This is a genomic window from Actinophytocola sp. (assembly GCF_050699935.1).
Lineage (GTDB): Bacteria > Actinomycetota > Actinomycetes > Mycobacteriales > Pseudonocardiaceae > Actinophytocola.
Genome location: NZ_JBOHGB010000024.1, coordinates 33,596 through 57,421 on the forward strand (window position 1 = coordinate 33,596; position 23,826 = coordinate 57,421).

At 71.7% G+C, this 23,826-nt stretch carries 21 protein-coding genes; 3 read left to right on the top strand and 18 right to left on the bottom strand.

Annotation, left to right across the window (positions count from 1 at the left end; all coding sequences use genetic code 11):
• Nucleotides 1-50: 50 nt before the first annotated feature.
• The 12 genes from ACRDTB_RS11335 to ACRDTB_RS11390 all read right to left on the bottom strand — a co-directional run bounded on the left by ACRDTB_RS11335 (nucleotide 51) and on the right by ACRDTB_RS11390 (nucleotide 12,868).
• Nucleotides 51-1,595: a class I adenylate-forming enzyme family protein gene (locus tag ACRDTB_RS11335; RefSeq protein WP_431430040.1), complete on the bottom strand. Its 1,545-nt coding sequence runs from the start codon at nucleotides 1,593-1,595 to the stop codon at nucleotides 51-53.
• The gene (locus ACRDTB_RS11340; RefSeq protein WP_431430041.1) at nucleotides 1,592-2,623 is read right to left on the bottom strand and encodes an alpha/beta fold hydrolase; all 1,032 of its coding nucleotides are present in this window, start codon (nucleotides 2,621-2,623) and stop codon (nucleotides 1,592-1,594) included. Before ACRDTB_RS11340 ends, ACRDTB_RS11335 begins: the two co-directional genes overlap by 4 nt.
• Entirely contained in the window at nucleotides 2,620-3,327 is a 708-nt protein-coding gene (locus ACRDTB_RS11345; protein ID WP_431430042.1) for an ABC transporter ATP-binding protein, read from the bottom strand. Before ACRDTB_RS11345 ends, ACRDTB_RS11340 begins: the two co-directional genes overlap by 4 nt.
• A 1-nt stretch (nucleotide 3,328) precedes the next feature.
• Entirely contained in the window at nucleotides 3,329-5,206 is a 1,878-nt protein-coding gene (locus ACRDTB_RS11350) for a branched-chain amino acid ABC transporter ATP-binding protein/permease (protein WP_431430070.1), read from the bottom strand.
• A 1-nt stretch (nucleotide 5,207) separates the two neighbouring features.
• Nucleotides 5,208-6,083, bottom strand: coding sequence for a branched-chain amino acid ABC transporter permease (locus ACRDTB_RS11355; protein WP_431430043.1), 876 nt, complete (start codon nucleotides 6,081-6,083; stop codon nucleotides 5,208-5,210).
• Nucleotides 6,080-6,943, bottom strand: a complete 864-nt coding sequence (locus ACRDTB_RS11360; protein WP_431430044.1) for an LLM class flavin-dependent oxidoreductase — start codon at nucleotides 6,941-6,943, stop codon at nucleotides 6,080-6,082. Before ACRDTB_RS11360 ends, ACRDTB_RS11355 begins: the two co-directional genes overlap by 4 nt.
• Entirely contained in the window at nucleotides 6,934-7,368 is a 435-nt protein-coding gene (locus ACRDTB_RS11365; RefSeq protein ID WP_431430045.1) for a Zn-ribbon domain-containing OB-fold protein, read from the bottom strand. The genes ACRDTB_RS11360 and ACRDTB_RS11365 overlap by 10 nt, the downstream gene beginning before the upstream one ends.
• Complete coding sequence (locus ACRDTB_RS11370; protein ID WP_431430046.1) at nucleotides 7,365-8,549, bottom strand: thiolase C-terminal domain-containing protein; 1,185 nt, start codon at nucleotides 8,547-8,549, stop codon at nucleotides 7,365-7,367. Before ACRDTB_RS11370 ends, ACRDTB_RS11365 begins: the two co-directional genes overlap by 4 nt.
• Entirely contained in the window at nucleotides 8,546-9,730 is a 1,185-nt protein-coding gene (locus tag ACRDTB_RS11375; protein ID WP_431430047.1) for an ABC transporter substrate-binding protein, read from the bottom strand. The genes ACRDTB_RS11370 and ACRDTB_RS11375 overlap by 4 nt, the downstream gene beginning before the upstream one ends.
• A 161-nt stretch (nucleotides 9,731-9,891) precedes the next feature.
• Nucleotides 9,892-10,323 (bottom strand): cobalamin B12-binding domain-containing protein, encoded by a 432-nt coding sequence (locus ACRDTB_RS11380; RefSeq protein WP_431430048.1) that lies wholly within the window; start codon nucleotides 10,321-10,323, stop codon nucleotides 9,892-9,894.
• A complete protein-coding gene (locus tag ACRDTB_RS11385) occupies nucleotides 10,316-11,899 on the bottom strand; it encodes a methylmalonyl-CoA mutase family protein (protein ID WP_431430049.1) in 1,584 nt (527 codons plus the stop codon). The genes ACRDTB_RS11380 and ACRDTB_RS11385 overlap by 8 nt, the downstream gene beginning before the upstream one ends.
• Nucleotides 11,900-11,947: 48 nt before the next feature.
• A complete protein-coding gene (locus tag ACRDTB_RS11390; RefSeq protein ID WP_431430050.1) occupies nucleotides 11,948-12,868 on the bottom strand; it encodes a cyclase family protein in 921 nt (306 codons plus the stop codon).
• A 134-nt stretch (nucleotides 12,869-13,002) separates the two neighbouring features.
• Between ACRDTB_RS11390 and ACRDTB_RS11395 the strand changes: the two genes are divergently transcribed.
• Complete coding sequence (locus ACRDTB_RS11395; RefSeq protein ID WP_431430051.1) at nucleotides 13,003-13,662, top strand: TetR/AcrR family transcriptional regulator; 660 nt, start codon at nucleotides 13,003-13,005, stop codon at nucleotides 13,660-13,662.
• On the opposite strand, the gene ACRDTB_RS11400 is transcribed toward ACRDTB_RS11395, so the two are convergent.
• The 6 genes from ACRDTB_RS11400 to ACRDTB_RS11425 all read right to left on the bottom strand — a co-directional run bounded on the left by ACRDTB_RS11400 (nucleotide 13,659) and on the right by ACRDTB_RS11425 (nucleotide 20,157).
• On the bottom strand, nucleotides 13,659-14,828 hold the full coding sequence (locus ACRDTB_RS11400) for an acyl-CoA dehydrogenase family protein (RefSeq protein WP_431430052.1): 1,170 nt from the start codon (nucleotides 14,826-14,828) through the stop codon (nucleotides 13,659-13,661). The two genes, ACRDTB_RS11395 and ACRDTB_RS11400, sit on opposite strands and share 4 nt — an antisense overlap.
• A complete protein-coding gene (locus tag ACRDTB_RS11405; RefSeq protein WP_431430053.1) occupies nucleotides 14,825-16,474 on the bottom strand; it encodes a class I adenylate-forming enzyme family protein in 1,650 nt (549 codons plus the stop codon). Before ACRDTB_RS11405 ends, ACRDTB_RS11400 begins: the two co-directional genes overlap by 4 nt.
• Entirely contained in the window at nucleotides 16,471-16,932 is a 462-nt protein-coding gene (locus ACRDTB_RS11410; protein ID WP_431430055.1) for a Zn-ribbon domain-containing OB-fold protein, read from the bottom strand. Before ACRDTB_RS11410 ends, ACRDTB_RS11405 begins: the two co-directional genes overlap by 4 nt.
• A gap of 70 nt (nucleotides 16,933-17,002) precedes the next feature.
• Nucleotides 17,003-18,130 (bottom strand): NAD(P)H-dependent flavin oxidoreductase, encoded by a 1,128-nt coding sequence (locus ACRDTB_RS11415; protein WP_431430056.1) that lies wholly within the window; start codon nucleotides 18,128-18,130, stop codon nucleotides 17,003-17,005.
• Between the two features lie 11 nt (nucleotides 18,131-18,141).
• The gene (locus ACRDTB_RS11420) at nucleotides 18,142-19,197 is read right to left on the bottom strand and encodes an NAD-dependent epimerase/dehydratase family protein (protein ID WP_431430057.1); all 1,056 of its coding nucleotides are present in this window, start codon (nucleotides 19,195-19,197) and stop codon (nucleotides 18,142-18,144) included.
• Between the two features lie 57 nt (nucleotides 19,198-19,254).
• A complete protein-coding gene (locus ACRDTB_RS11425; protein WP_431430058.1) occupies nucleotides 19,255-20,157 on the bottom strand; it encodes a TIGR03619 family F420-dependent LLM class oxidoreductase in 903 nt (300 codons plus the stop codon).
• Between the two features lie 210 nt (nucleotides 20,158-20,367).
• On the opposite strand from ACRDTB_RS11425, the gene ACRDTB_RS11430 reads away from it, so the two are divergent.
• Nucleotides 20,368-21,522 carry a thiolase C-terminal domain-containing protein gene (locus ACRDTB_RS11430; RefSeq protein WP_431430059.1) on the top strand — a complete coding sequence of 385 codons (1,155 nt, stop codon included), beginning with the start codon at nucleotides 20,368-20,370 and terminating at the stop codon, nucleotides 21,520-21,522.
• Between the two features lie 3 nt (nucleotides 21,523-21,525).
• A complete protein-coding gene (locus ACRDTB_RS11435) occupies nucleotides 21,526-23,736 on the top strand; it encodes a CoA transferase (protein ID WP_431430060.1) in 2,211 nt (736 codons plus the stop codon).
• The last annotated feature ends 90 nt before the right edge of the window (nucleotides 23,737-23,826 follow it).

Sequence of the window (23,826 nt, forward strand, 5' to 3'; positions counted from 1 at the left end):
CGACCGCGACGTGAGTGCCCGTGCGAGTTCGGTGGCCAGGGCTTCCAGAACTAAAGAGAGTCGGCCATCGCGAGTGTGCGAAGTGCGCGCTTGTCGACCTTGCCGATGAACGTCTCCGGGATCGCGTCCAGGACCTGTATCCGCTGCGGCACCTTGTAGTGCGCGAGCAGCTCCGCGCAGTGCGCGAGCAGTCGCTCCGGCGTCGTGTCGTCGGTGAGAACCACGAAGGCGACGATCGCCTCCTCCCTGACCTCGTCGGGCACACCGACGACCGAGCACTCGCGCACCGCGGGATGGTCCATGAGGACGCGCTCCACTTCGGCCGGCGCGACGTTGTAGCCGGACCGCTTGATCATGTCGTTGATGCGCTGGACGAAGGTGAGGCGGCCGTCGGCACTCATCCGACCCAGGTCGCCCGTCTCCAGCCAGCCGTCCGTGACCGAGCGGGGCCGGGCGAGCCCGTCGTCGAGGTAGCCCAGCCACAGCCCGTACCGGGACTGCGGGCGGCAGTGGATCTGGCCCAGCTCGCCGGGCGGCACCGGGTTCCCGTCGATGTCGCGAAGCTCGACCTCGGTGCCGGGGACCGGAAAGCCGGCCGTCGCCGTCCACGCGGCGTCGACGGGCGCGCACGTGACGACCCCGGCCTCGGTGAGGCCGTAGAGCTCGACGAGCCGGATGCCGAAGCGGGACTCGAACTCCTGCCGGCGCTCCAGGTCCAGCTCCAGCGCGAAGTGCGCGCGGTAGGCCGGGTGGTCGGCGTCGCGCGGCGACGGGGGTGTGGCGAGGAGGAACTTGACGTGCGTGGCGTTCAGCGCGGTGATCGTGACGCGGTGCTCCGCCAGCTCGCGGACGAAGGTGCTCGCCGAGAACTTCGGGCGCAGAACCAGGGTCGCCCCGACCAGTACCGGCGAGCCGAACAGCGCGATCCCGCCGTTGGAGTGGTAGAGGGGGAAGTAGTGGAGCAACCGGTCGTCCCGGTGGTACCGCAGGGCGTTCGACCAGTTGAGCGAGAACAGCAGCAGGTTCCCGTGGGAGAGCATGACGCCCTTCGGGCGCGCGGTGGTGCCCGAGGTGTAGGTGATCATCGCCAGGTCGTCCGGGGTCGGCGCCGGGAGGTCGGCGGCGACGGGCGCTTCCCGCATCGCGACGTTCAGCTCGGCCGACCCGATGGTCATGCCGAACCGTTCGACCAACCGCGTCGCCGCGACGCCGGGCACCGCGGCCCGCAGTCCGGTGGCGAGCTCGGCCCGTTCGGTGTCGGAGACGAGGAGCACACAACCCGAGTGGGTCAGCTGGTAGGTGATCTCGTCGACCGAGTTGCTCGTGTTCACCGGGACCACGACCGCACCGGCGAGCGTGATCCCGTACCACATGACGAAGAACTCGGGTGAGTGGTCGACGAGGACGGCGACGCGGTCCCCGGCCCGGATCCCGTTGTCTCGCAGGTAGCCCGCGACCCGCCGGCTGGCCGTGGCGACCTCGGCGTAGCTCGCCACGCCGCCGAGGTACTCCAACATCGGCTTGTCCCCGATGGCGGCCGCGTTGTCCAGGAGGGCACCGGGCAGCGTCCGGCCTCCCACGGTATCGATGATCACGCGTTTCTCCCTTCGCCGTGGGGACGGTTGAGGTAGGTCTGCGGCATCGCGACCTCGTCGAGGAAGTCCACGAGGAGCCGCGCCACCGCGACCGGGGCGTCGCGCTGCACGCTGTGCCCGGCGCCCTCGACGGTGACGGCGCGAGCGGGGACGGTGAGCAGCCCCGTCAGCCGGGCCGGCTCGTCGGGATCGAGCACGTCGCTGTCGGCGCCCACGACGAGCAGCAGCGGGCAGCGCAGGCGCGGCAACGACTCCTCGATCATCGCCGCGTCGTCGAGCATCGCGTCGAGCTCCGCCATGGTCCGGTGCCGGCGGTCGTAGCGCCAGGTGAGCCGGCCGGTGGCGAGTCGCATCAGGTTGAGGGCGACGTGCGTGCGCAGGGACTCGGTGCGGTGGACGGGCGGTGCCGTGGCGGGCGGTGCGGTGGTGCCGGACGACTCGCCGGGCACCCGCCCGCCGCGGTGGGCGCGGACGTACTCGACCGCGTCGTCGACCGAGTCGAACTCGTCGCGCCCCGCGATGAAGCCGCGGATCTGCCGGGCGCTTCGCAGCCGCACGCGCGTGCTGACGTCGACGAGCACGATCCCACGTGCCTCGCCCGGACCCGAGGTCGCGATCCGCAGGCTGACGAAGCCACCGAGGGACATGCCCACGAGCACGTACGACCGGATCCCGAGGAGCGCGAGGGCCTCGCGGACGTCGTCGGCGTGGTCCGGCAGGCCGTAGTCCAGCTGCGGCGACCACTCGCTGGCGCCGTGCCCGCGGAGGTCGATCGCGACGACGTGGTGGTCGGCGGAAACCAGCATCGCCACGGCATCCCAGGTGTGGACGTTCAGCCCACCCCCGTGCAGGAGCACCAGTGCGGGCCGGGACGTCGGCTCACCCCATTCGAGATAACGCAGGCGCACCCGGCCGACGAGCGCCTGCCCCTCGGCCGGCGTGCGCGGGGCGCACCCCAGGGAGGTGGACAGGTCGCGGTAGTAGCGCACCACCTCGGCCGCGCTGAGTACGCCGTCGCCGCGGATCATTCGAAGTAGACCTTGGCGAGGTAGCCGGAGTCGAGCAGCCGGCCGGGTTCGATCTCGGCCTCGTTCGCACCCTGCTTGATGACCACGACCCGGTCGGCCGCACGGCTGGCCAGGCCGAGGTTCTGCTCGACGACGACGATGCCGATGGTGCTCTGCGCGCGGAGCTCGCGAAGGAAGCCCTCCACCTCCTCGACCATCATCGGGGCCAGGCCGATCGAGGGCTCGTCCAGCAGCAGGATCTTCGGCCGCGACATCAGGCCGCGCACGACCGTCACGATCTGCTGCTGGCCGCCGCTCAGCTCGTCCGCCTGCTTGTGGATCTTCTCGCGCAGCAACGGAAAGACGTCCAGCCAGCGCGCGAGGTCCGCCTCCACGGCCCTGCGGTTCTTCCGTCGGGTGTACGCGCCGAGCATCAGGTTGTCCCGCACGCTCATCGGACCGAACAGACGCCGTCCCTGGGGCACCAGCGTGATGCCCATCCGCACCCGCGCCCAGACTCCGGTGGACGTGATGTCCCGACCGTCCATCGTCATCGTGCCGGCGAAGGGCTTGGCCAGCCCGGCAAGGGTCCGCAGGAACGTGCTCTTGCCGGACCCGTTCGGCCCCACGATGCCGACGACTTCTCCACTGTGGACGGAGAAGTCGACGCCACGGAGAACGTGGACGTGTCCGAACGCGACCTGGACACCACGTGACGCCAGCATCTCAGCCTCCGAAGTACGCGAGTCGAACCGGCTCGGACGCGAGGACGCCGTCCACCGGGCCCTCGTAGATCAGCTCGCCGCGATCGAGGGCGATGACGCGGTCGCACAACGGAAGCAGGTAGCCCATGTCGTGGTCGACCACGCACATCGCGATGCCGCTGCGGCGGATCGCGGAGAGCAGGTCGATGACCCGCTGCGCGCCGCTCGGGCTCAGGCCGGCGAAGGGCTCGTCGATGAGGATGAGCGCGGGCCGCTGCGCGAGCGCGATCGCGATGCCGAGCAGGCGGGTCTCGCCCCACGACAGGTCGCGCGCCCGGGTGTCCAGCTTGTGGTCGAGCGACACGAGACGGGCGAGGTCGGCGATCCACGCCGAGGCCGCGCCCGGTACGGCGGACGGCGTGGCCTCGACCGCCACGATCATGGACTCCCGAACCGTCAGCGCCGGGAAGACGGTGCGCTCCTGGAAGGTCCGGCCCACGCCGGTTCGGCTGCGCGTCGAGGGTGGCGTGGTGGTGACGTCCCGGCCGAGCACGACCACCCGGCCGCCATCCGCCCGCACCCGCCCGGCCAACGCGTTCAGCAGCGTCGACTTGCCGGACCCGTTCGGCCCGATGAGGCCGAGCACCTCGCCTGCCCGCAGGTGCAGGTCCACGCCGGTGAGCGCCTGGATCCCGCGGAAGTGCTTCGCGAGACCGGTGGCGCTCAGCACCGGCTCCCCCTCCGGCGGCTCGCCGCTCACGTGCGGCACCGACGGGTCGCCCGGCGCACCGGCCGGCGGCGCCTCGGCCGGCTCGGCCGGCTCGCGAGCGGTCGCCCGCCGCCTGCCCAGCCCGAACGCCGCACGCAGGAGCATGTGGACCGTCGGCACGATGCCCGTCGGCATGAGGAGCACGATCAGGATGACGATCGCACCGCGCACCATCTCGCTGACCAACGGCTCCAGGTTCAGAATCTCCGGCAGGTAGACGATGATGAACGCGCCCGCGATGGGGCCGTAGATCGACCGGCTCCCACCGAGAAGCACCATGACCACGAACAGCAGGGCCGGCGTCGCACCGATGGTCTCGGGTGCGACGAAGGCCTGGTTGTACGCCCACAGGACACCCGCGGCGGCGGCGATCGCGCCCGAGATCACGAACGCCTTGAGCCGGAGGTCGGGCACGCGGATGCCGATGGACTCCGTGAGGTGCGGGTTCTCCCGGACGGCCGCGAGCCGGCGGCCGAACCGGCCGTGCGTCATGGCGTAGCTGATCACCGTCGCCACGGTCAGCACGCCGAGCGACAGGTAGTACCACTCCGCCTGGGTGTCGATGTCGAGCGGCCCGAACCGGAAGGCCGGCTCGAAGATCGAGACCCCGATGGAGCCGTTCGTGACACCGGTCCACGCCTCGGCGACCACCTGCGTCAGCACGGTGAACGCGAACCCCACGATCACGAAGTAGTGCCCGTGCAGCCGCAGCAGCGGCCGGCCCACCAGCACCGCGGCGACCGCGCCGGCGGCGAGCCCGGCCACCAGCGACGCCCAGACGCTCCACTGGGCCCGCGCCGCGAGCAGCACGCCGGTGTACACCCCGATGCCCCAGAGCCCGCCGTGGGCGATGGAGAGCATGCCCACCTGGCCGTAGAGGACCCCGACGGCCTGCGCCACGACCGCGTACATGAGGGCGATCGTGACCAGGTAGTAGTCCTGGTAGCCCGGCGCGAACAGCGGCAGCGTCACGCCGGCGGCCAGCAGCACGAGGCCGGGCAGCGGCCGGTCGTGCGAGACCCCGTCCGTGAGCCGCTCGACCGCGGCACGCCAGCGGAGGTAGCGACCGGCGGCGGTGCGCAGCGGGGAGGCCGCCGGGGGCGACGAGGGACCGGGGCCGATCGCTGTCACGTCAGTCAACGCCAGCCTCCACCCCTCGGAACAGACCCATCGGCCGCACGAGCATCATGACGATGAGGACGCCGAACACGAGCGCGTCCACCCAGGCGCCGAGCCCCGCGGTCTGGGCCGCGGCCTCGCCGAGCCCGAACACCACCGCGACGACGAGCGAGCCGGTGATGTTGCCCAGACCGCCGACGAGCGCGATCGTGAAGCCCTTGACGATGATCTCCAGGCCGTAGAACGGCGTGACCGTCGAGATCGACGCGACGAGCGCACCGGCCGCCCCCGCGAGCACCCCACCGACGACGAAGGTCCCGGTGATGATGCGGGTGACCGGCGCGCCCATCAGCGCGAGTGCCTCGCGGTCGACGGACGTCGCGCGCACGGCGAGGCCCGTCCAACTGCGGCTCAGGAGCAGGTAGAGCGCGATGATCAGCACGGCGGCCAGCACCACGACGGTGAGCCGCTGGGCGCTGACCTGGGCGCCGCCGACGTCGAAGACGTCCTTCCACACCGGCTCGATCCCGCGCGGGCCGCTGCCCCAGATGGACTGGATCGCGTTCTGGAGCAGGATCACCAGCCCCATCGAGATGAGGAACCCGTTCACCGGGCGGTTCAGCGTGAACCGGAACAGACCGCGTTCCATCGCGAGGCTGACGACGCCGCCCGTCGCCATCGCCACCAGCAGGGCGCCGAGGAAGGGTAGCAGACCCACGCCGCCCCCCAGCTCCATGGCGACGTAGGCACTGAGCACGAGCACCTGCCCGTGGGCGAAGTTGACCAGCCTGGTGTGCCCGAACACCATCGTGATGCCGACCGCGACGAGCGCGTAGACCGACGTGAGCGACACGCCGTTGACGAAGACCTGGACGACGGTGCCGTTCATCGCGACCCGACCGGCTGGGATCGTGCGGGCTCCCCACACCGCGCCCGCACCAGCGCCGCGAGCCTCGCGACCCTGCGGAGGCGGCCCAGCCCGGCGTCTACGTCGGACCCGACGGCGGCCAGGACGACCACGAGGTCACAGCCAGCCGCCGCGTACGCCCTCAGCTGCCGCATGGTCGACTCCTCGTGCTCGGGCCGGGAGAGCCGCAGCCGGCACGCCACCGTGCGGGGCACCGCGGCCGGATCGCGCCCGAGGTCCGCCAGACGGCGGGTCAGCCGCTCGTTGCGGGCCCGGAACTCCGGTGGCGGCAGGCCGAGCGCGTGCCACCCGTCGCCCATGCGGGCGCACCGGTCCAGCGAGGCCTCGTCGTTCCCGGTCACCCAGAGCTCGGTCGCGAGGTTCTCGCGCAGCAGGCGGACCGCCTCGCCGAACCGGCGCTCCCGGTGCTCGAAGTCGACGCCGAGCGCGGCGAACTCCCCGCGGAGCCAGCCGAGGTCGACGGCCGTGATCAGGGGCGTCCCGAGGAGCCGCTCGACGGTGGCGAGCTGCGCGACGAGCAGTGCCGGGTCGCGCGGCGGGAGGAACAGCGGCCCCAGCCCCACCCGAGGCCCGGTGCCGAGCGCGGCGAGGAAGGCCGCGGTGCACACCGCCTCCAGAAACGACGTCTGCGGGAACAGCCCGTCGGCCGGTGGTGGTTCGCCGATCGCGTACGGGTAGCCGGACGGCTCCGCGATGGACGCCGGCACGACCACGTGATCGCCCACCCAGACCGAGTGCAGCCCCAGGCCCGCGACGGCCAGCGCGACCCGGCGGAACTCGGCGCCGGGAAGGTTGCCGGGCAGGTGCGCGGCTACGTGCACGTCCGCCCCCCATCCGCCGCCATCACGAACACCGGCGCGAACACCGGGGCGCGGCGCCCGTCCGGCAACCCGGTGAACTCCAGCACCACGCGCTGGCCGACCGCGAGCTCGTCGTCCGCGGGCTCCGCCGGCATCGCGGAGACGAACAGCACGGCGTCCTGCCCCTCGACGTCGAGCTCCACCAGCCCGACCCGGAACGGCACCGCCGAGAACCGCGGGTGCAGCACGCGCCACGTCGTCGTCCAGCTGTACAGCCGGCCCTCTCGCGGGCCCTCGACCCAGTTCTGGTCCGTGGAGCGGCAGACGTGGCACCGGACGACGGGAAACGCCCGCACGCGGCCGCAGCCGCCACACGCCGGGAGGACGAAGCGCCCCTCCCGCGCGGCCTTCCAGAACGCGGCCGGTTGCGTGAGCGCCGCACTCATGCCGCGTCCTTCGTCAGCAGCACGGCACTGGTGGGGACCGGCATCCCGCCCGTGACCAGACAGGTCGCCGCACCGGGGACCTGAGAGGTCGACCGGCCTCGGATCTGCCGCACGCCCTCGAGCACGTGGTTGACACCGTGGATGTAGCCCTCACCGAAGCTGCCGCCGGCGGTGTTGGCCGGGATGCCGCCGCCGAGGTCGAACATGCCGGCGGCGGCACGTTGCGCGCCCTCGCCCGGGGCGCAGAACCCGTAGGCCTCCGCAGCCAGCACGGCGGTGATCGAGAAGCAGTCGTAGAGCTGCGCGACGTCGACGTCGCCGGCGGTCAGCCCGGCCCGGGCGTAGAGCCGGCCGGCGGCCTCCTCGGCCGGCGTCCGCAGCACGTCACCGGCACCGACGAACGAGTACAGGAACCCGGGCTGGTTCGCCATCGACGCCTGGACCGACCCCCGCACGTACGCCGGCGGCTGCGCGAGGTCGCCGGCCCGGTCGGCCGGCACGACCACGAACGCGGCCGCGCCGTCGGTCTGCAGGCAGCAGTCGAGCTTGCGGAGCGGGCTGGAGATCACCTCGGACTCGTCGTACTCCTCCGGTCCCAGCGGGCGGCCGTACAGCTGGGCGTTCGGGTTGCGGTCCGCGTGCCGGCGGAAGCTGCGGGCGACCCCGCCCAGCGCGTTGCCCGGCAGCGCGTAGTGGTGCAGGTACCGCCGGGCGATCAGGGCGTACATCTGCACCGGCGAGGTCAGGCCGTGCGGCACGAGGAAGTCCCGGTAGTGCGGGTCGATGTCCTCGAGCGCGGCGGAGGTCTGGCTGGTTCCCGGCCGGGCCCCCGACCGCCCGTTCAGCGCGCGATACCCGACCACGCACCGCGCGGCCCCGGTGCCGACCGCCATCGCGGCGTGGCCGACGAGCGCCGCGCTCGCCCCGCCGCCGAGGTCGACCTCGGACCAGTAGGACAGCCCGCCGAGGCCGAGCGCGTGCGCCACCGCTCCCTCGCTCGCCCGGCGCTGGGAGGCGCCGAAGCGGACGAGCCCGTCGACCTCACCGGGGTCGATGCCGGCGTCGTCGAGCGCGGCCAGGATGGCCTGGCACGCGAGCTCGAGCTCGGAGCGACCCGACCGGGCCGAGAAGTCGGTCGCACCGATGCCGACGATCGCCGCACGAGGTGGCTCGATACTCATGGCTTCGGCGGCTCGACACGCTCGTACTCGATCGCGCTCGAGGCGCCCTTGGCCAGCTCGCACATCTCGAAGCCGAAGATGCCGCCGTTGTTCTCGTCGACCGTGATCGTGCCCTCGACGCCCTCGTAGGTCAGGTCGTGGAGGTGGTCCATGATCTTGTCGGTGTCCGTGGTCGTCCCGGCCGCCTCGATGGCGTCGGCGAGCATGAAGAAGTAATCGTAGTTCCAGAGCAGCGCGTAGGCGTTCTCGATGTCGTCGGACTTCGTGAACTCCTGGTAGTCCTCGATGAGCTGCTTGACCTTGGGGTCGGTCGGTGCCTCCATGTTGGCGCCGATGAAGGTGTTGCCGACGAACGGCGTCTCGATCCCGGCCGCCTTGGCCTCCGCGCAGGACGCGGCGTGCCCGAACATCACCGGCGCCACGTCCAGCTCGTTGGCGGCCTTGATGACCTGCGAGGTGACCTCGCCGCCGGAGGAGAACATGAACAGCACGTCGGGGTTGGCCGACTTCAGGCTCGTGAGGGCCGAGGAGAAGTCGGTGGTCCCGGTCTGGACGAGCGCCTTGTCGACGATCTCCAGCCCGTGCTTGTCCGCGCCGGCCTCCAGGTACTCCTCGATGCCCTGCCAGCTGGCGTCGTTGATGCCCACGATGCCGACCGTCTCGGCGTCCGGGTACATCTGGCGGATGCCCAGCATCTCCGCCTCACCGCGCCACTCGTTCGTGCCGAGCGTGGCGATCATGTAGTTGGTCTCCTTCAGGTACGCGGCCGCCGCGCCCGCCGCGGAGAAGAAGATCGTCTTGCTCGGGTCGGTGACCCGCATGATCACCGGAGCCTCGGTCGCGATCCCGCCGAAGACGATCTTCACGCCCTTGTCCTTCACGAGCTCGTTGGCGCACGACGCGGCGCCGGTGTCCTCGCTGCGGGTCTCGCACTCCTCGAGCGTGAACGTGTACTTCTGGCCGTTGACGGTGACGCCGCCGGCATCGTTCAGCTGCTCGACGGCCAGCCTGCTGGAGTTGTAGACCGGGATGCCGTACGTCGAGTAGAGACCGCTGCGCGTCGAGACGAACCCGATGGGAATCGTCTGTCCATTCCCCGCGGTGCCGCCATCGTCACCGCACGCGGTGAGTGACCCCAACACGACCAGGGCCGCTGCGAACGCAGCGAGACGCTTCTTCATCGGAGCCTCCTGAGGTGCGCCCCTGAGCGGACGGCTGTACTCGCTCCGCAGACTAACGATCGTCCGGTAGTGTGGCAAGCGGCCCGCGGACTCGGGCGGCCGTGACCGTCCGGAAAGGACTGGACCAACACCCGGGATCGTCGCGACGGGGCCGAACCCGGTCAGGCCAGCCCGCGCCGGTGCCGCGCCGCCTGCCAGACCGCCTCGACGATCACCCCCTTCGGCGCACCCGCGCCGACGACGGCGGCGACCCCCTGCCCGAGCAGGTCCCGCTCGTCCGCCGGCGTGATGACCGAACCGCCCAACACGACCGCGGGCGGCTCGTCCACGTCACCGACGAGCTCCAGGAGTTCCTTGGTGTAGCGCAAGTACTCCCACGAGTGGCAGCTGACGCCGATCACGTCGGCATCCTCGGCCTCGGCGACGCGGGCCAGGTGGACCGCCAGCTGAAACCGTCCGAGATAGACCACCTCGGCGCCGGAGTCGGTGAGCGTCTTGGCCGCGAGGAGCGCGCCCGCCTCGTGCTGGTCCATCCCGAAGCACCCGATCACGACCTTCGGTCTGAACGAGATGGCCGAAGACTTCTCAAGCATGTAGGTCTTCCTTCTGGAGCGGGTCCGGCGCCATGCCGTAGGCCACCCGGATCGCGCCGGTGATCTCACCGATCGTGGCGTCCGAGGCGAACGCCGACAGGATCGGCCCGACGAGGTTGACGCCGGGATCCGCGGCGGCGCGCCGGATGTCGTCGACGGCGGCGCGGACCACCTCCGGGTCGCGCCCGGCCTTCCACCGCGCCACCTCGGCGGTGTGGTCGTAGCTCGGGGTGATCTTGGCCGCCGTGTGCTCCGCGAGGAGGGTGTCCTCCTCCTCGGGGATCGCCAGCGTGTTGACGCCCACCACCGGCCGCACGCCGTCCGCGACCTCGGCGTTGGTCTCGATCATCGCTTCCTGGAACAGGGACCGGAAGTAGCCCTTCTCGAACAGCTCCGACGCCGAGCCCAGCCCCTCGATGTGGCGGACCCGCTCGAGGATCCGCGCCTCCATCGAGTCGGTCAACGACTCGACGAAGTACGAGCCGCCGAGCGGGTCGATCGAGGAGAGGGCGTCGGACTCGAGCGCGACGACCTGCTGCGTGCGCAGCGCGACGAGGTGCGCAGCGTCCGACGGCGTCCGGTAGGCCTCGTCGAACGCCGAGATCTCCATGGCCTTCACGCCCGCCAGCGCGAGCGCGAACGCCTGTACCGCGCCCCGCACGACGTTGTTGACCGGCTGCTGAGCCGTCAGGGAGGCACCGGACGTGTGCACGGTGATGTGCGCCTGCCACGACCGCGGGTCGGTCGCGCCGAACTCCTCGCGCATCATCCTGGCGAAGATCCGCCGCGAGGCCCTGATCTTCGCGATCTCGGCGAACACCGTCATGCGGCAGTTGACGAGGATGGCGATGCGCCGGGCGAACCGGTCGACATCCAGACCACGCTCGATGAGCCGCCGCACGACCTCGCGGATCTCGATGAAGCCGAGCGCCATCTCCTCGACGGGCCCGATGCCGCCGTCGCTGATGAAGTAGGTGTCCTCGACGAACGGATGAAAGCGAGGCATGTGCTCGGTGGCGAACTCGATCGCGTCCAGTGCCATGCGCAGCCGGGCGTCGAACGGGAGCAGCGTGGCGTAGGCGTAGTCCTCCATGAAGAACGGCGCGTTGATGGTCGAGCCGCGGAGCAGGGCCGGGTCCATGCCGCGGTCGCGTGCCACCTGGTACAGGCCCGCGACGGTGAAACAGGCCGGCAGCGAATGCGACACCGACACCGCCTCGAGCGGGATCCCGTCGTAGAGCGTCGAGAAGTCCCCGACCCGGCAGATCGACACACCCTGGGTGCCCACGGACTCGCGCGCGTACGGATGGTCGGGATCCATCAGGCCCACGGTCGGCGCGTCACCGATCACGTCGAGGCCGGTGGCGCCCTGGGAGATCAGGTACTTCAGCTGGCGGTTGGACTCGGCCGGGCTCCCTTCGCCCGACAGCTCGCGATGCACCCAGCCGTCTCCCGTGCGGGCGGCGCCGGAATGTCCCCGGGTGAACGGGTACTCCCCCGGATCGCCGATGTCACGCTCGTAGTCGTGGCTCACGTCCGCCGGGCCGCGGAACGCGGGCTCGTGCGCCTCGTCCATTCGACATCCATTCGTCCAGGATTTGGTCCATTGTGTCCTGTCGGCTGCCTACAGCACGGCGACGGGGTTGATCGGCGACCCCGTCCCGTTCCTGATACGCAGCGGTGCGACCGAGAACAGGAACGTCCACTCGCGACGATCCCGGCACAGCTCGGCCACTCGTTCCAACACGAGGTTGTCCATGATCCACAGTCCCATCGCGACGATCCCCACGGCGTGGATCGGCATCGGCATGGGTCCGGCGCGGCCAGGCAGCGGGTCGGCCACCTCGTCGGTCCCGAGCGCGCCCAGCCGGTTCTCGTGGATCCACGGCAGCACCTCCGGGTGCAGACCGGGCGCGTCGGTCTCGGACGCCCTCGATGCGTCGGTCGGCCGGCCGAACCGCACGAGGACGATGTCGCCGCCGCGCAGGTCGCAACCCTGCGCGGCCAGCGTCGCCTCGACGAGTTCGAGCGGGACCACGGGGGGCAGGCGCTCGCCGCGCTCGTGGCAGTAGCCGGCCAGGTCGCACAGAACCCCGCGACCGACGATGCCGTCGGCGGCCGCCTCCACGCTGCCCACGGTCGCCCCCCGCCGCGCGGTCACCGCCGAAACCGAGGCACCTCCGTACAGGCGCCGGTCCCACGCGATGTGCGAGAGGGCGTCGAGATGGGTGACGCTGCGCCCGTGCCACGCGACGGTCAGCACGTCGGTCGTCGATCCCATCGCACCCACCGGTGCGTCGTCGCCCGACGACAGCATGAAGTGCGCGATGGGATTCCCGGGCGTGGAGTCCTTCGGGCTGATCGTGCGGGCACAGCTGACCGTGATGCCGTCGCGCACCGCGGCCGCCGCCCGGCGCACGCAGTCGACGTCGACGAAGTTGAGGGTCCCCCGCTCGCTCCGCTCTGCCCAGGTGATCGCGAGGTCGCCGATCCACGCGACCAGCTGTTCGTCGCTGACCGTGTCGTTCGCCGCAGTCCTCGACATTCTCGGGATCGTAGCTCACCTACCGAACGTACGGTAGAGGTGCGATAGGATGGCCATTCACAGCCGACACTGGGGTACGGTCTCGCATCGACACGACGGGGCCGAAGAGCGCCTCGAGGCCCGAAGGAGTAGGCGTGGCCGGGACTGCCAGGCGCGACGTCATCGTGGAGACGTCCGCGCGGCTCTTCTACGACTACGGCTATCCGAACGTGGGCATGCGTATGGTCGCCGACCACGTCGGCATCCGGACCGCGAGCCTCTATCACCACTTCCCGTCGAAGGAGCAGATCCTCTACGAGATCGCCGTCCACGAGACCCGGGGCTTCATCGACGTGCAGGCTCCCATCCTCGACAGCCCGCTGGACCCGGCTGAACGGCTGCGGGTCCTGTTCGTCAACCACATCGTGCGCTCCTGGCACAAGCGGGTGCAGCTCGTGGTCACCGAACGCGAGGAGCGTGAGCTCACCGACGAGCACCGGGCGGTGATCGTCGACCACAAGCAGGAGTACCGGCAGCTCATCCAGAACTACCTGAGGTCGTTGTCGGCGCGGCGACTGCCCGCCCCCCAGACGCGGCTGCTGATCGTCTCGACGCTCAGCATGATCAACAGTGTCAACGTCTGGTTCGACCCGACCGGCTCCCTGACCCTCGACGAGGTCGCGGACCAGGTCGGCACGCTCGCCGCCAACGTCATGCTGCGGGCGCTGGAGCTGCCCGAGGTGGCCGGCTCGCCGGCGGTCGCCGGTTCGGGGCGCGAGAAGCGCAAGCCCGCCACCCGCCGCAAACGCGCCTAGCGCGGTGGCTCTCGCCACGCTGCCAGCACGTCGGACGCGATCAGCTCGCGGAGGATCTCGGTGGTTCCCCCGCCGATCGCGAGGATCCGTGCGTCCCGATAGTGCCGCTCGACCTCGGACTCCCGGATGTAGCCGCTGCCACCGAAGATCTGCACCGCCTGGTCGACGGCGAACGACACGGCCTCCACGGCCGTGTTCTTGGCCATCGCCGCCTCGGTGTTGACGGGCTCGCCCGCGTCGATCCGCCCCGCCACCTGGTTCAGGAACTCGCGCGCCACCGCCGTCTTCGTCGCCATCTCGGCGATCTTGTGCCGGATGACCTGCCGGTCGCGCAGCGGCGAGCCGAACGTGACGCGTTCGGTGACCCATGGGCCGCAGAGGTCCAGGCATCGCTGGGCGATCCCCACCGCGTGGGCCGCGAGCGTCACCCGCTCCTCCGGGAACTGCCGCATCAGCTGCGAGAACCCGGTTCCCGCCGCGCCGATCAGGTTCGCCCTCGGCACGGCGACGTCGTCGAACGCCAGCTCGGCCGTGTCGGACGAGAGCCATCCCATCTTCCGCAGCGGCGCGGACACCCGCAGTCCCGGCGAGTCGCGGTCGATCACCAGCAGGGAGATGCCCCGCGCGCCGGGCTCACCGGTGCGCACGGCGGTGACGTAGTAGTCGGCGCGGATCGCGGAGGTGATGAAGGTCTTGGTGCCGGTGACCCGGTAGTGGTCGCCGTCGAGGACGGCGCGCGTGCGCAGCCCGGCGACATCCGAACCGCCGCCCGGTTCGGTGACCGCCAGCGCGCCGATCCGCCGCCCGCCGAGCGTCGGGCGTACGTAGGTCCGCACCTGTGCCGGGTCGCCGGCGGCGATCATGTGCGGAACGGTGATGCTGCGGCCGAACATCGCGGCGCAGGCACCGGACGGGACGCCCTGCCTGAGGAACTCGTCCATCACCGCCAGCCGAAGGCGGAGACCACCGCCCTCGCCGCCTACGGCCACCGGATACCCGAGCCCCAGGAGACCGGCCTCCGCGAGGACGCCGGGCACCTCCGGGGAGATCCGTCCCTGCTCCTCCCACGACCCCACGTGCGCCAGCAGCGATCGCGCCGCCACCTTACGCGCGACCTCGCGCAGCAACGACTCCTCGTCGCCATCGGCACCGGTCCGGGGGGTCACGCGCGGATCCCGTCGACCCCGGATTCGCTGGGCAGCAGCCGCCGGGCCGCCACGTCCTCGAGCCCCAGGGTGGCGATCGCGCGCGCCCGCAGCTCGAGCTTGTCCACCTTGCCGGTGCCGTTCAACGGCCACCGGCTCACGAGCTCGAGGTGCGCCGGGACCTTGTACCCGCTCAGCCGCTCGGCGGCGAACGCGCTCAGGTCGGCCGTCTCGACCGGGATGTCGCGGGTCTGGACGTAGGCGTACCCGACCTCCCCCAACCGCTCGTCGGGCACGGCGACGACGTGGACCTGGACGACGTCGGGATGTGCCGTGAGGACGGTCTCCACCTCGGCCGGGAAGACGTTGTTGCCGCCGACGACGTACATCTCCTTGGACCGCCCGGTGATCGACAGGTAACCCTGCTCGTCGAGGCGCCCCACGTCACCGGTGTGGAACCACCCGTCGGCGTCGATGGCCCGCGCGGTCTCGGCCGGACGGCCGTGGTACTCCCGCATCACGAGGTGGCCGCGGACCAGGATCTCGCCCTGTTCGCCCGCCGGCAGCGGCCGGCCCGTCTCCAGCGAGCCGACGGCGACCTCGAAGTCGGAGATGGGACGACCCCGACCCCCGTAGACGACCTCGTCGGGGTCCTCGGGCAGCGGGTAGGTCGTCACCGAGGTCGTCTCGGTCATGCCATAGGCCGGCAGTGGACGGAAGCCGAGCCGCGCGGCCGCCTCGCGCATGACCTCCGACGGGTTGAGCGCGCCGCCGATCCACCCGGACCGCAGGCTCGCCAGCGACCGGTCCTCGGGCGCCACGTGACCGAGGAGGTCGACGTAGTGGGTGGCGATGCCGCCGAAGACGCTGACCCGACGGTCCCGGATCAGGGCGACCGCCTCCTCGACGCTCCAGGTCGGCATGAGGACGACCTCGGCGCCGGTGATGATCGCGGGCAGCACCGCGCTCATCCCGCCGGCGACGTGGAAGAACGGCATGTGCCCGAGGATCCGGCTCGCCGAGGTGATGCCGAGATACCAGGCGATTGCCGCCTCGTTCCGCAGCACCCGGTGGTCGTGCACGACCCCCTTGGCACCCCCGGTGCTGCCGGACGTGTAGATGATCAGGACCGGGTCGGCGACGCCGATCCGCGCGGACCGCGCCGCGAGCGTCTCCGCGTCGGTCCGGTCGGCGAGTTCGAGGAAGGAGTCGAGGCTCGGCGAGCCGTCGCGGACCACGACGGTCAGCGGGCCGGACGGGGTGAGCGCCCGGAGGTACCGCACGGGGTCGATGTCGAACGGCGCGACGTTCACCAGCAGCACGCGCGGGTCGCAGTCGGAGACGACGTGCCGGAACTCGGTGACCGTCAGGCGGGTGCTGACCGGGACGAAGACCGCGCGCACGCGAACGGCCGCCAGCCACGTGACCACCCAGTCGATGCTGTTGGGCATCCAGACGGCGACGCGGTCGCCCGGCTCGACGCCATGGGCGAGCAGCGCACGGGCCATGCGGTCGGCCAGGGCGTCCAGCTCGGACCAGGTGACCGCGCGCTCCTCCTCGCGCAACGCGACCCTCGCGCCGTGGGTCGCCACGGTGGCGCGGAGCTGCTCGTCGATGGTCGGCAGCGCCCGGGGCGCGGCCGGTGGATGGACACCTCGGACGATCACGGGTTGACCTCCCTGTCTTCGGCCGCCGCCTGCGCGACTTCGGGTCGGCGCGGCTGCCAGCTGACCAAGGTGGCGGTCGGCAGGTGCTCGAACCGGGGTCGCACGGCTTGTCCGACTCGGGGCGGCTCGCCGCCGCCGTCGAACCCGCCCACGATCCGGATCCCGTGCGCGAGCTCGACCAGCGCGATCCAGTACGGAACCTCGGGGATCGCCGGGTGGAACCGGCGGTGCACGCGCGTGTGGCTGACCACCCGTCCCGTGGGCTCCACGTCCTGCCACCGGACCGGCGTGGGCCGGTGGCAGTGCGGGCACGCGCCCCGCAATGGCCACCGCACCGCCGCGCAGCATTCGCAGAAGGGGAAGCACAGGCGCTCCTGCGCCGTAGCCGCCCAGAACGGCTCGATCGCGGTGCCGGCGACCGTCGGGAGCAGTCGGGTCGTCGGGACCAGGTCGACCATCGGTACACCCACCTTCGAACGATCGTCCGTTAGATTGAGCCGGCGCCGGCCGCCGCGTCAAGGCGGCCGGTCACAACCGGGATCGCAGATCCAGCACCGCCTCCGCGAAGTCGGTAATGAACTCGTGCACGATCCGGGCGCACGACCGGACGCCGTCGACGAGCCCCACTCCCTGACCCACGTAGTAGGTCTGGAGGCCGCGGGCCTTGGGGTTCCCCGCCTCCGCCGCCCTGTCGATCGCCTCCATCGCCGGCCGCGTCAGCAGGCCCATCAGCGGCATCGGCAGTGGATCCGGGCTGTCGTCGGACTCCCAGATGTCGTGCCATGCCGACCGCAGCTGCCGGCTGAACTTCCCGGTCCGGTACCTCGACCGCACGGTGTCGCGCGACGAGGCGTCGATCAGCTTGCGCCGCAACGAGTCGGAGACCTCGGACTCGGGTGTCGCCAGCCAGACCGAGCCCGTCCACGCACCGGCCGCGCCCATGGCCATCGCCGCGGCCATCTGCCGTCCGGTCATGATGCCGCCGGCCGCGAGCACCGGGACCGGGGCGATCGGGGCGATCGCCTTGATCACCTCCGGCACGAGAACCATGGTGGACACCTCGCCGCAGTGACCGCCGGCCTCGCTGCCCTGCGCGACGAGCAGGTCGACACCCGCGCGCACCTGCTTGATCGCGTGCTCCTTCGCACCGACGAGCGCGGCGACCGGGATGCCGCGTTCCCGTGCCCGCTCGAACATGAAGTCCGGCGCGGTGCCCAGGGCGTTGACGACCAGGCCGATCGGGTGCCGGAACGCCACCTCGAGGTACGCGTCGCCGACCTCGGGCAGCGAGCCCGGCATGCGTGAGTCCGTGCTGCGGTCCGGCGGCGGCACGTCGTGGTCGCGCAGGATCCGGGTGACGAAGTCGCGGTATTCCGGTGCGATCAGGTCGCTCAGACCCGCCAGGTCGAGGCCCGGCTCGGTCCGGCTCCGTTCCGGCACCAGGATGTCGATGCCGTACGGTCGCCCGTTCACCGCCCCGTCGAGCCACGTCAGCTCGGTCTCGAGCTGCTCCGGCGTGAACCCGGCTCCGCCGAGTACGCCGAACCCGCCCGCCCGGCTGACCGCGGCGACGACGTCGCGGCAGTGGCTGAACGCGAAGAGCGGGAAGTCGACGTCGACCAGGTCGCTCAGGGTCCGCGCTCGGGTACCGGCCATGTGAGCTCCCCTCAGCCGACGGAGTTTCCCGGATGCCGGTACGGGTGCGCGTAGGCCGGGCGCCCCTCGGCCAGCGGAGTCAACGCGTCCAGTGCCGAGATCAGCCGGTCCTCCATGGCGTAGTCGAACGTGTCGCCCAGCCGGCGCGCCTCGTCGGAGTCGTCCCGCAGCGGGTGATCTCGGTACCAGTGAACGGTTTCGGCCAGTCCGGTCGCGGCCGGCACCGGTCGGTAGCCGAGCAGCCGCCGCGCCTTGCCGATGTCGAGCAGGCGATGCACCCCGTGCCAGGGGTACAGCGCGTAGGGGTAGGTCAGCGCGGCGGCCTCGAAGGGAATCCCGACGAGCCGGAAGCGGGCGCCGAGCGCGTCGGCGATCGCCTCGATCCAGCCGCGCACGGTGAGCGCCTCGGCATCGCCCGCGTTGAACACCTCGCCGGCGGACTCCGCCGGGTGATCGACCACGCCGAGGATCACCTCCGCCGCGTTGCGGCTGTAGCACCGGGTGCTCGCCAGGATGCCGTCGGCCGGGACGAGGATCGCGGTTCGGCCGTCGCGCCAGCGGCGGACGATGCTCCACTCGACCGGCGCCGGCTGACCCGGACCGTAGATCTGCGGGAAGCGGACCACCGTCGCCCGATAGTCGCCGCCCTCCCCCGCCCGCAACACGGCGTCCTCGGTGCGGATGGCGAGCTCGGAGAACCGGCTGGCGGGCTCGCTGGGCGTCGTCTCGTCGGCGACCGACGCCGTGTCGGCCAGGACCGGGTGCCACGGCGGCTCGGCCCGCCGGTCCCGGGTCAGCAGCCGCCCGTCGACCCAGGTTCGGTAGAAGGTGCCGCCGACGTGGATGAAGCGCTCGGTCCGGCCCCGCATGATCTCGGCGGTGAGCCGGGCCCGTCCGTACATCGACACCGTGAGGTCGAAGGCGCGGCCGGCGAGCCCGTCGCGCAGCGGCTCCTCGAAGTGCGGGTCGGTGTGGACGTGCTCCACCGGCCGGGCGAACTCGACCTCGTGCCGCCCGGAGTGCAGGACCGTGACGTCGAAGCCCCGGGCGAGCAGACCATCGACCACGATGCTCCCGCTCGGCCCGGTACCCCCGACAACCAACGCTCTGGCCGTCATGTTCGCCTAGCCGAGCGCGCTCTTGAGCGTGCGGAACCGGTCGAGGTTCTCCTCGATGGACCGCGACGGCGTCGTGTACACGACGAGATGGTCGCACCCGTTCGCCGCGTAGTCGGCCACCGTCCGCGCGGCCGCCGCGACGTCCGCACCGGGAGACAGGGACAGGCGGGTCGCGACGCTCTTGACCACATCGGAGCCGGCCCTGCCCTGCGCCTCGATATGATGGTCCAATGTGGACGCGTGCCGACCGAACTCGTCGGGCGCGAGCTCGATCGCCTGCCACCCGTCGCCGAAGCGCGCGCACCGCTTGAGGGCACGCGGGGTGTGGCCGCCGACCCAGAGCGGCACGCCGGTCTTCCGCACGGGCGTGGGCTCGCAGAACAGCGGCTCGAAGGAGCGGAACTTCCCGTCGAACGACACCGGCTGCTCGTCGCGCCAGAGCGTGCGCATGATCTCGACGTACTCGTCGAGCCTGGCTCCCCGCTCGGCATAGTTCGCACCGAGGCTGTCGAACTCCTCACGCAGCCAGCCCGTGCCGAGCCCGGCGATGAGCCGGCCCCGCGACAGCACGTCGATCGTGGCGAGCTGCTTCGCGAGCAGCACCGGCTCGCGCATCGGCGCCACGAACACGCCGACACCGATCTCGAGACGTTCCGACACGCCGGCGATGTAGGCCGCGGTACTCGCCGCCTCGATGAAGGACTTGCGGGGGAACAGCTCGTCGATCGACGCGTCGAAGCGCCACAGGTACGGGTACGAGGACGCGTCCTTGATCGTCTCCGGCAGGACGACATGGTCGCCGAGCCATACGGAGTCGTATCCCAGCTCCTCGACCTCCGTGATGAAGCGCCGGATGGCCGGCCCGTCAGCTGTCTCGACGTGGAGTGGAAGTTGCACTCCGACCTTCATGCGCAGATCCCTTCGGGAACACGGCGACCCAGAGCCTGCCGAACGTTCGGTAGGCTACCTGCTCGGGTGCGCGATCGGCAAGGCGTCGCCTCGCCGTTGACAGGTCGAGGCCCGTTCGCCTTCAATCTAATGAACGATCGATAGGGGACCGATGATCGACAGCTCCGGCGCCACGCGCCGCCAGCCGCCCGAGGCCTGGCCGGTCGAGTCATGGAGATAGTCGGCGTCGGTCAGACCGACTACGTACGCGGGACCACCCGTACCGCCGCCACGCTGCTCGTCGAGGCCGTCCACCACGCCCGCACCGACGCGGGACTGGCGGCGTCGGCGATCGACGGCGTCATCCTCGCCGGTGGACTCGGCAAGGTCGAGGACCTGACCGCGGGACTGGGCATGGGCGAGGTGGGATGGACGGGACGCGTCGAGCTCGGCGGCGCGTCCGCGGTGGCGGCCCTGGCACAGGCGCGTGCGGCGATCGTCGCCGGTACCGCGCGACACGTCGTGGTCGCCACCGCCCGCCTCGGCTACTCGGGCAACAGGCTGGGCAGCGGCGACCCGGCCGTGGCCGACCGCGTCGCCGCGCTGCTGCCGTTCCCCGAGTTACGGCGCGACCTGGAGCAGCCGTACGGTCTCATCGTCCCGATGCAGTACTACGCGTTGCAGGCCACCGCCTGGCGGCACGACTACGGGATCGAGGACGGCGCGTTCGCCCCGGTCGCGCTCGCCGCCCGGGCACACGCCGCGCACAACCCGGACGCGCTCATGCGGGCCAAGCCGCTCACCCGGTCCGGCTACCTGGACTCCCCCTGGATCTGCGAACCGTTCCGGCTGCTCGACTGCAGCCTGGAGAGCGACGGCGCCGCCGCCGTGGTGATCTCCGCCGAGGGTGCGCCGGGATCGGCGGGACGGCCCGCGGTGCGGATCGCCGGCGTCCGCGAAGGACACCCGGCCTCACCCGACGACGTCGCCGGGCGGCCCGACCTGATCGAGATCGGGCTGACGCGCGCGGCCGAGGCGGCGTTCGAGGAGGCGGGACGGGGACCGGACGACGTCGACTTCGCCCAGCTCTACGACTGCTTCACCTACGTCGTGCTGCGGCAGCTGGAGGAGCTCGGGTTCTGCGCGCGAGGCGAGTCGCCCGCGTTCGTCCGCGAGGCCGGGATCGACGCCGGCGGGCGCCTGCCGGTCAACACCCACGGCGGGCTGCTGTCCCAGGCGCACGTCATGGGGATGAACCATGTCATCGAGGCCGTGCGGCAGATCCGGGGCGAGGCGGCGATCCCCCTCGACCGCACGCGGACCGGCATCGTGACCGGATACGGCGACTTCGGGGACGGCGCCCTGGCCGTCCTCGCCCGGGGCTGAGCCATGACGCGCGGCGCGGACGACACGATCCGGGTACTCCAGCTCGGCGGGGACGCGGCCACCCGCGTCGCCGGTCAGATATTCGGCTACCTCGGCGCACGGGTGACCGTTCTGGACGGCCCCGCGGCCTCGGTGTCCCCGCACTGGACCCTGCGCGAGCGATCGCTGGTCACGACTCCGGACGTGGCACCGGATGCCGTCGTCGCCGAGGCCCGGCGGCTCGCGAGCGGGGCGGACGTGGTCCTGGTCGGTCCGACCGCACCCGCCGAGCTGCTGGCGTGGCGCGACGAGCCGCCACCCGGCGGCGCGGTGGTCACCGCCATCACCAGCGAGCTGCAGACCGAGTTCACCGGCGGTCCGCGGGACTCGATGCTGGCCGAGGCGGCGAGCGGGCTGTACTGGTCGCAGTTCGGGTCCCGGCCCGGTCCACATTGCACGACCGAACCGGTCGGGGCCTACGGCGCGGCACTCATCGCGGTCACCGGCGCCCTGGCCGGCCTGCTGCGGCGACGGGTCCTCGGCGGCGGCCCGTTCATCAGCCGGACGAGCTACGAGGCGGGCGCACTCGCCTGCGAGGCGGTGTCCGGCGCGTTCACCACCCCGGTCGCCGGAGCGCGGGAGCCGGCGCCGGACACACCGAGGTACCGCGACCGGCTCTCCATCGCGCTGACCCCGGCGATCCGCTTCCACCGGGCCGGCGACGGCTGGGTGCTCGTCGGCGCGCTGTTCCCGAGCCACTGGTCACGCCTGCTCGACCTCGTCGGACGGGCGGACCTGCTGGCGCACCCGGCTCTCGTGGACGCCCCGCTCGTGGTGCTCGACCAGGAGGTCGGCGAGGAGGTCGCGCGGTCGATCGGCGCCTGGGTCGCGGCACGTCCGGTGGACGAGGTGGTGTCGGCGTGCGCGCGGATCGGCATCATCGCCACGCCCGCACTCACCTATCGCGAGTTCCTGGACAGCGAACACTGTGCGGCGCAAGGGATGACGGAGCGACGAGTGGACGGCGACGTGGAACGTACCGTGGTCACCGGGTTCCTGAACCGAACGACCGCTGAACCGTCCACATCGGACGGACCGGCCGCGGGCGCGCACCTGCGGGACGGACCGCGCCCGCTGTGCGGGCTCCGCGTCCTCGACCTGGCCAGCTCGGTCGCGGCGCCGACGTGCGCGCGCATCCTCGGCGACCTCGGCGCCGACGTGGTCAAGGTCGAACCGCCCGGTGGTGACTCGGTTCGGTCGATCGGTCTCGGGTTCAGCCTCGCCAACCGCAACAAGTCCGCGGTCTCGGTCGACCTGCGTGCCGGTGACGGGCCCGCGGTACTGGAACGTCTGGTGCGCTGGGCCGACGTTTGCGTGCTGAACCAGACGCCACGCGTGCTGGCCGCGCTGGGGATCGAGCCCGGGCAGCTGCTCGCGCTCAACCCCGGCCTCACCGTGGTACGGATGTCCGGGCTCGGCGACACCGGTCCGTTCGGCGGCAACGTCGCGATCGACGCGGCGGCCCAGTCACTGATCGGTGCGTCGATGGCGCAGGGCGGGGGCGAACCGGTCGGCTACGTCGGCGGCGTGCTGGACAGCGCGAGCGGCTGGTTCGGCGCCGCGGCGGCGTTGTCGGCGCTGCTCGGGGCGAGGGGCGGGTCGGCCACCGAGCTGGGCCTGCTGAGCTTCGCGGGCCTGCTCAACGCGCGCGGCCTCGTGTCGCCACCGATCCCGGGTGAGCCAGCGCTGGACGCCGACCGGAGCGGGTACGGGCCGTTCCGCGGGCTGTACCCGGCACGCGACGGCTGGGTGTGTCTGGCCGTGCGGGACGGCGAGGGGCAGGCCCGGGTCCGCTCGGCGCTGGGCCCGGAGACCGCCCTGCCGGAGTCGATCGCCGCCCGGACGGTCGCGGAGGTTCTCGCGACGCTGTCGGACGCCGGGGTCGGCGCCGTCACCGAGGTGCGTCGCCTGCCGGACACGGTCGCCTGGCGACCCGACCTGTTCGTCGAGATCGACGAACCGGCGATGGGGCGGGTGACCCAGATCGGCGGCCTCGTCGAGTTCTCCTTCGACGGGGCGGGGCCGCTGCCGCTGCGCCCGGTCGGGAACCCCGACGAGACCTCGGCGCGCGACGTCCTCGAACGGATCGGGTTCGCCCGTGGGGAGATCGACCGGTTGGTCGCGAGTGGAGTCCTCGCGCCCATAACGGTTCGGACTCGCGCGATCACCGTGTGATCTGCACTTGATCCCGTCGTCGATCCGACGTAACCTACCGAACGATCGTCAGTCATGGCATGGCGAGGTCGGGTGATCAGGGCAGGTGTC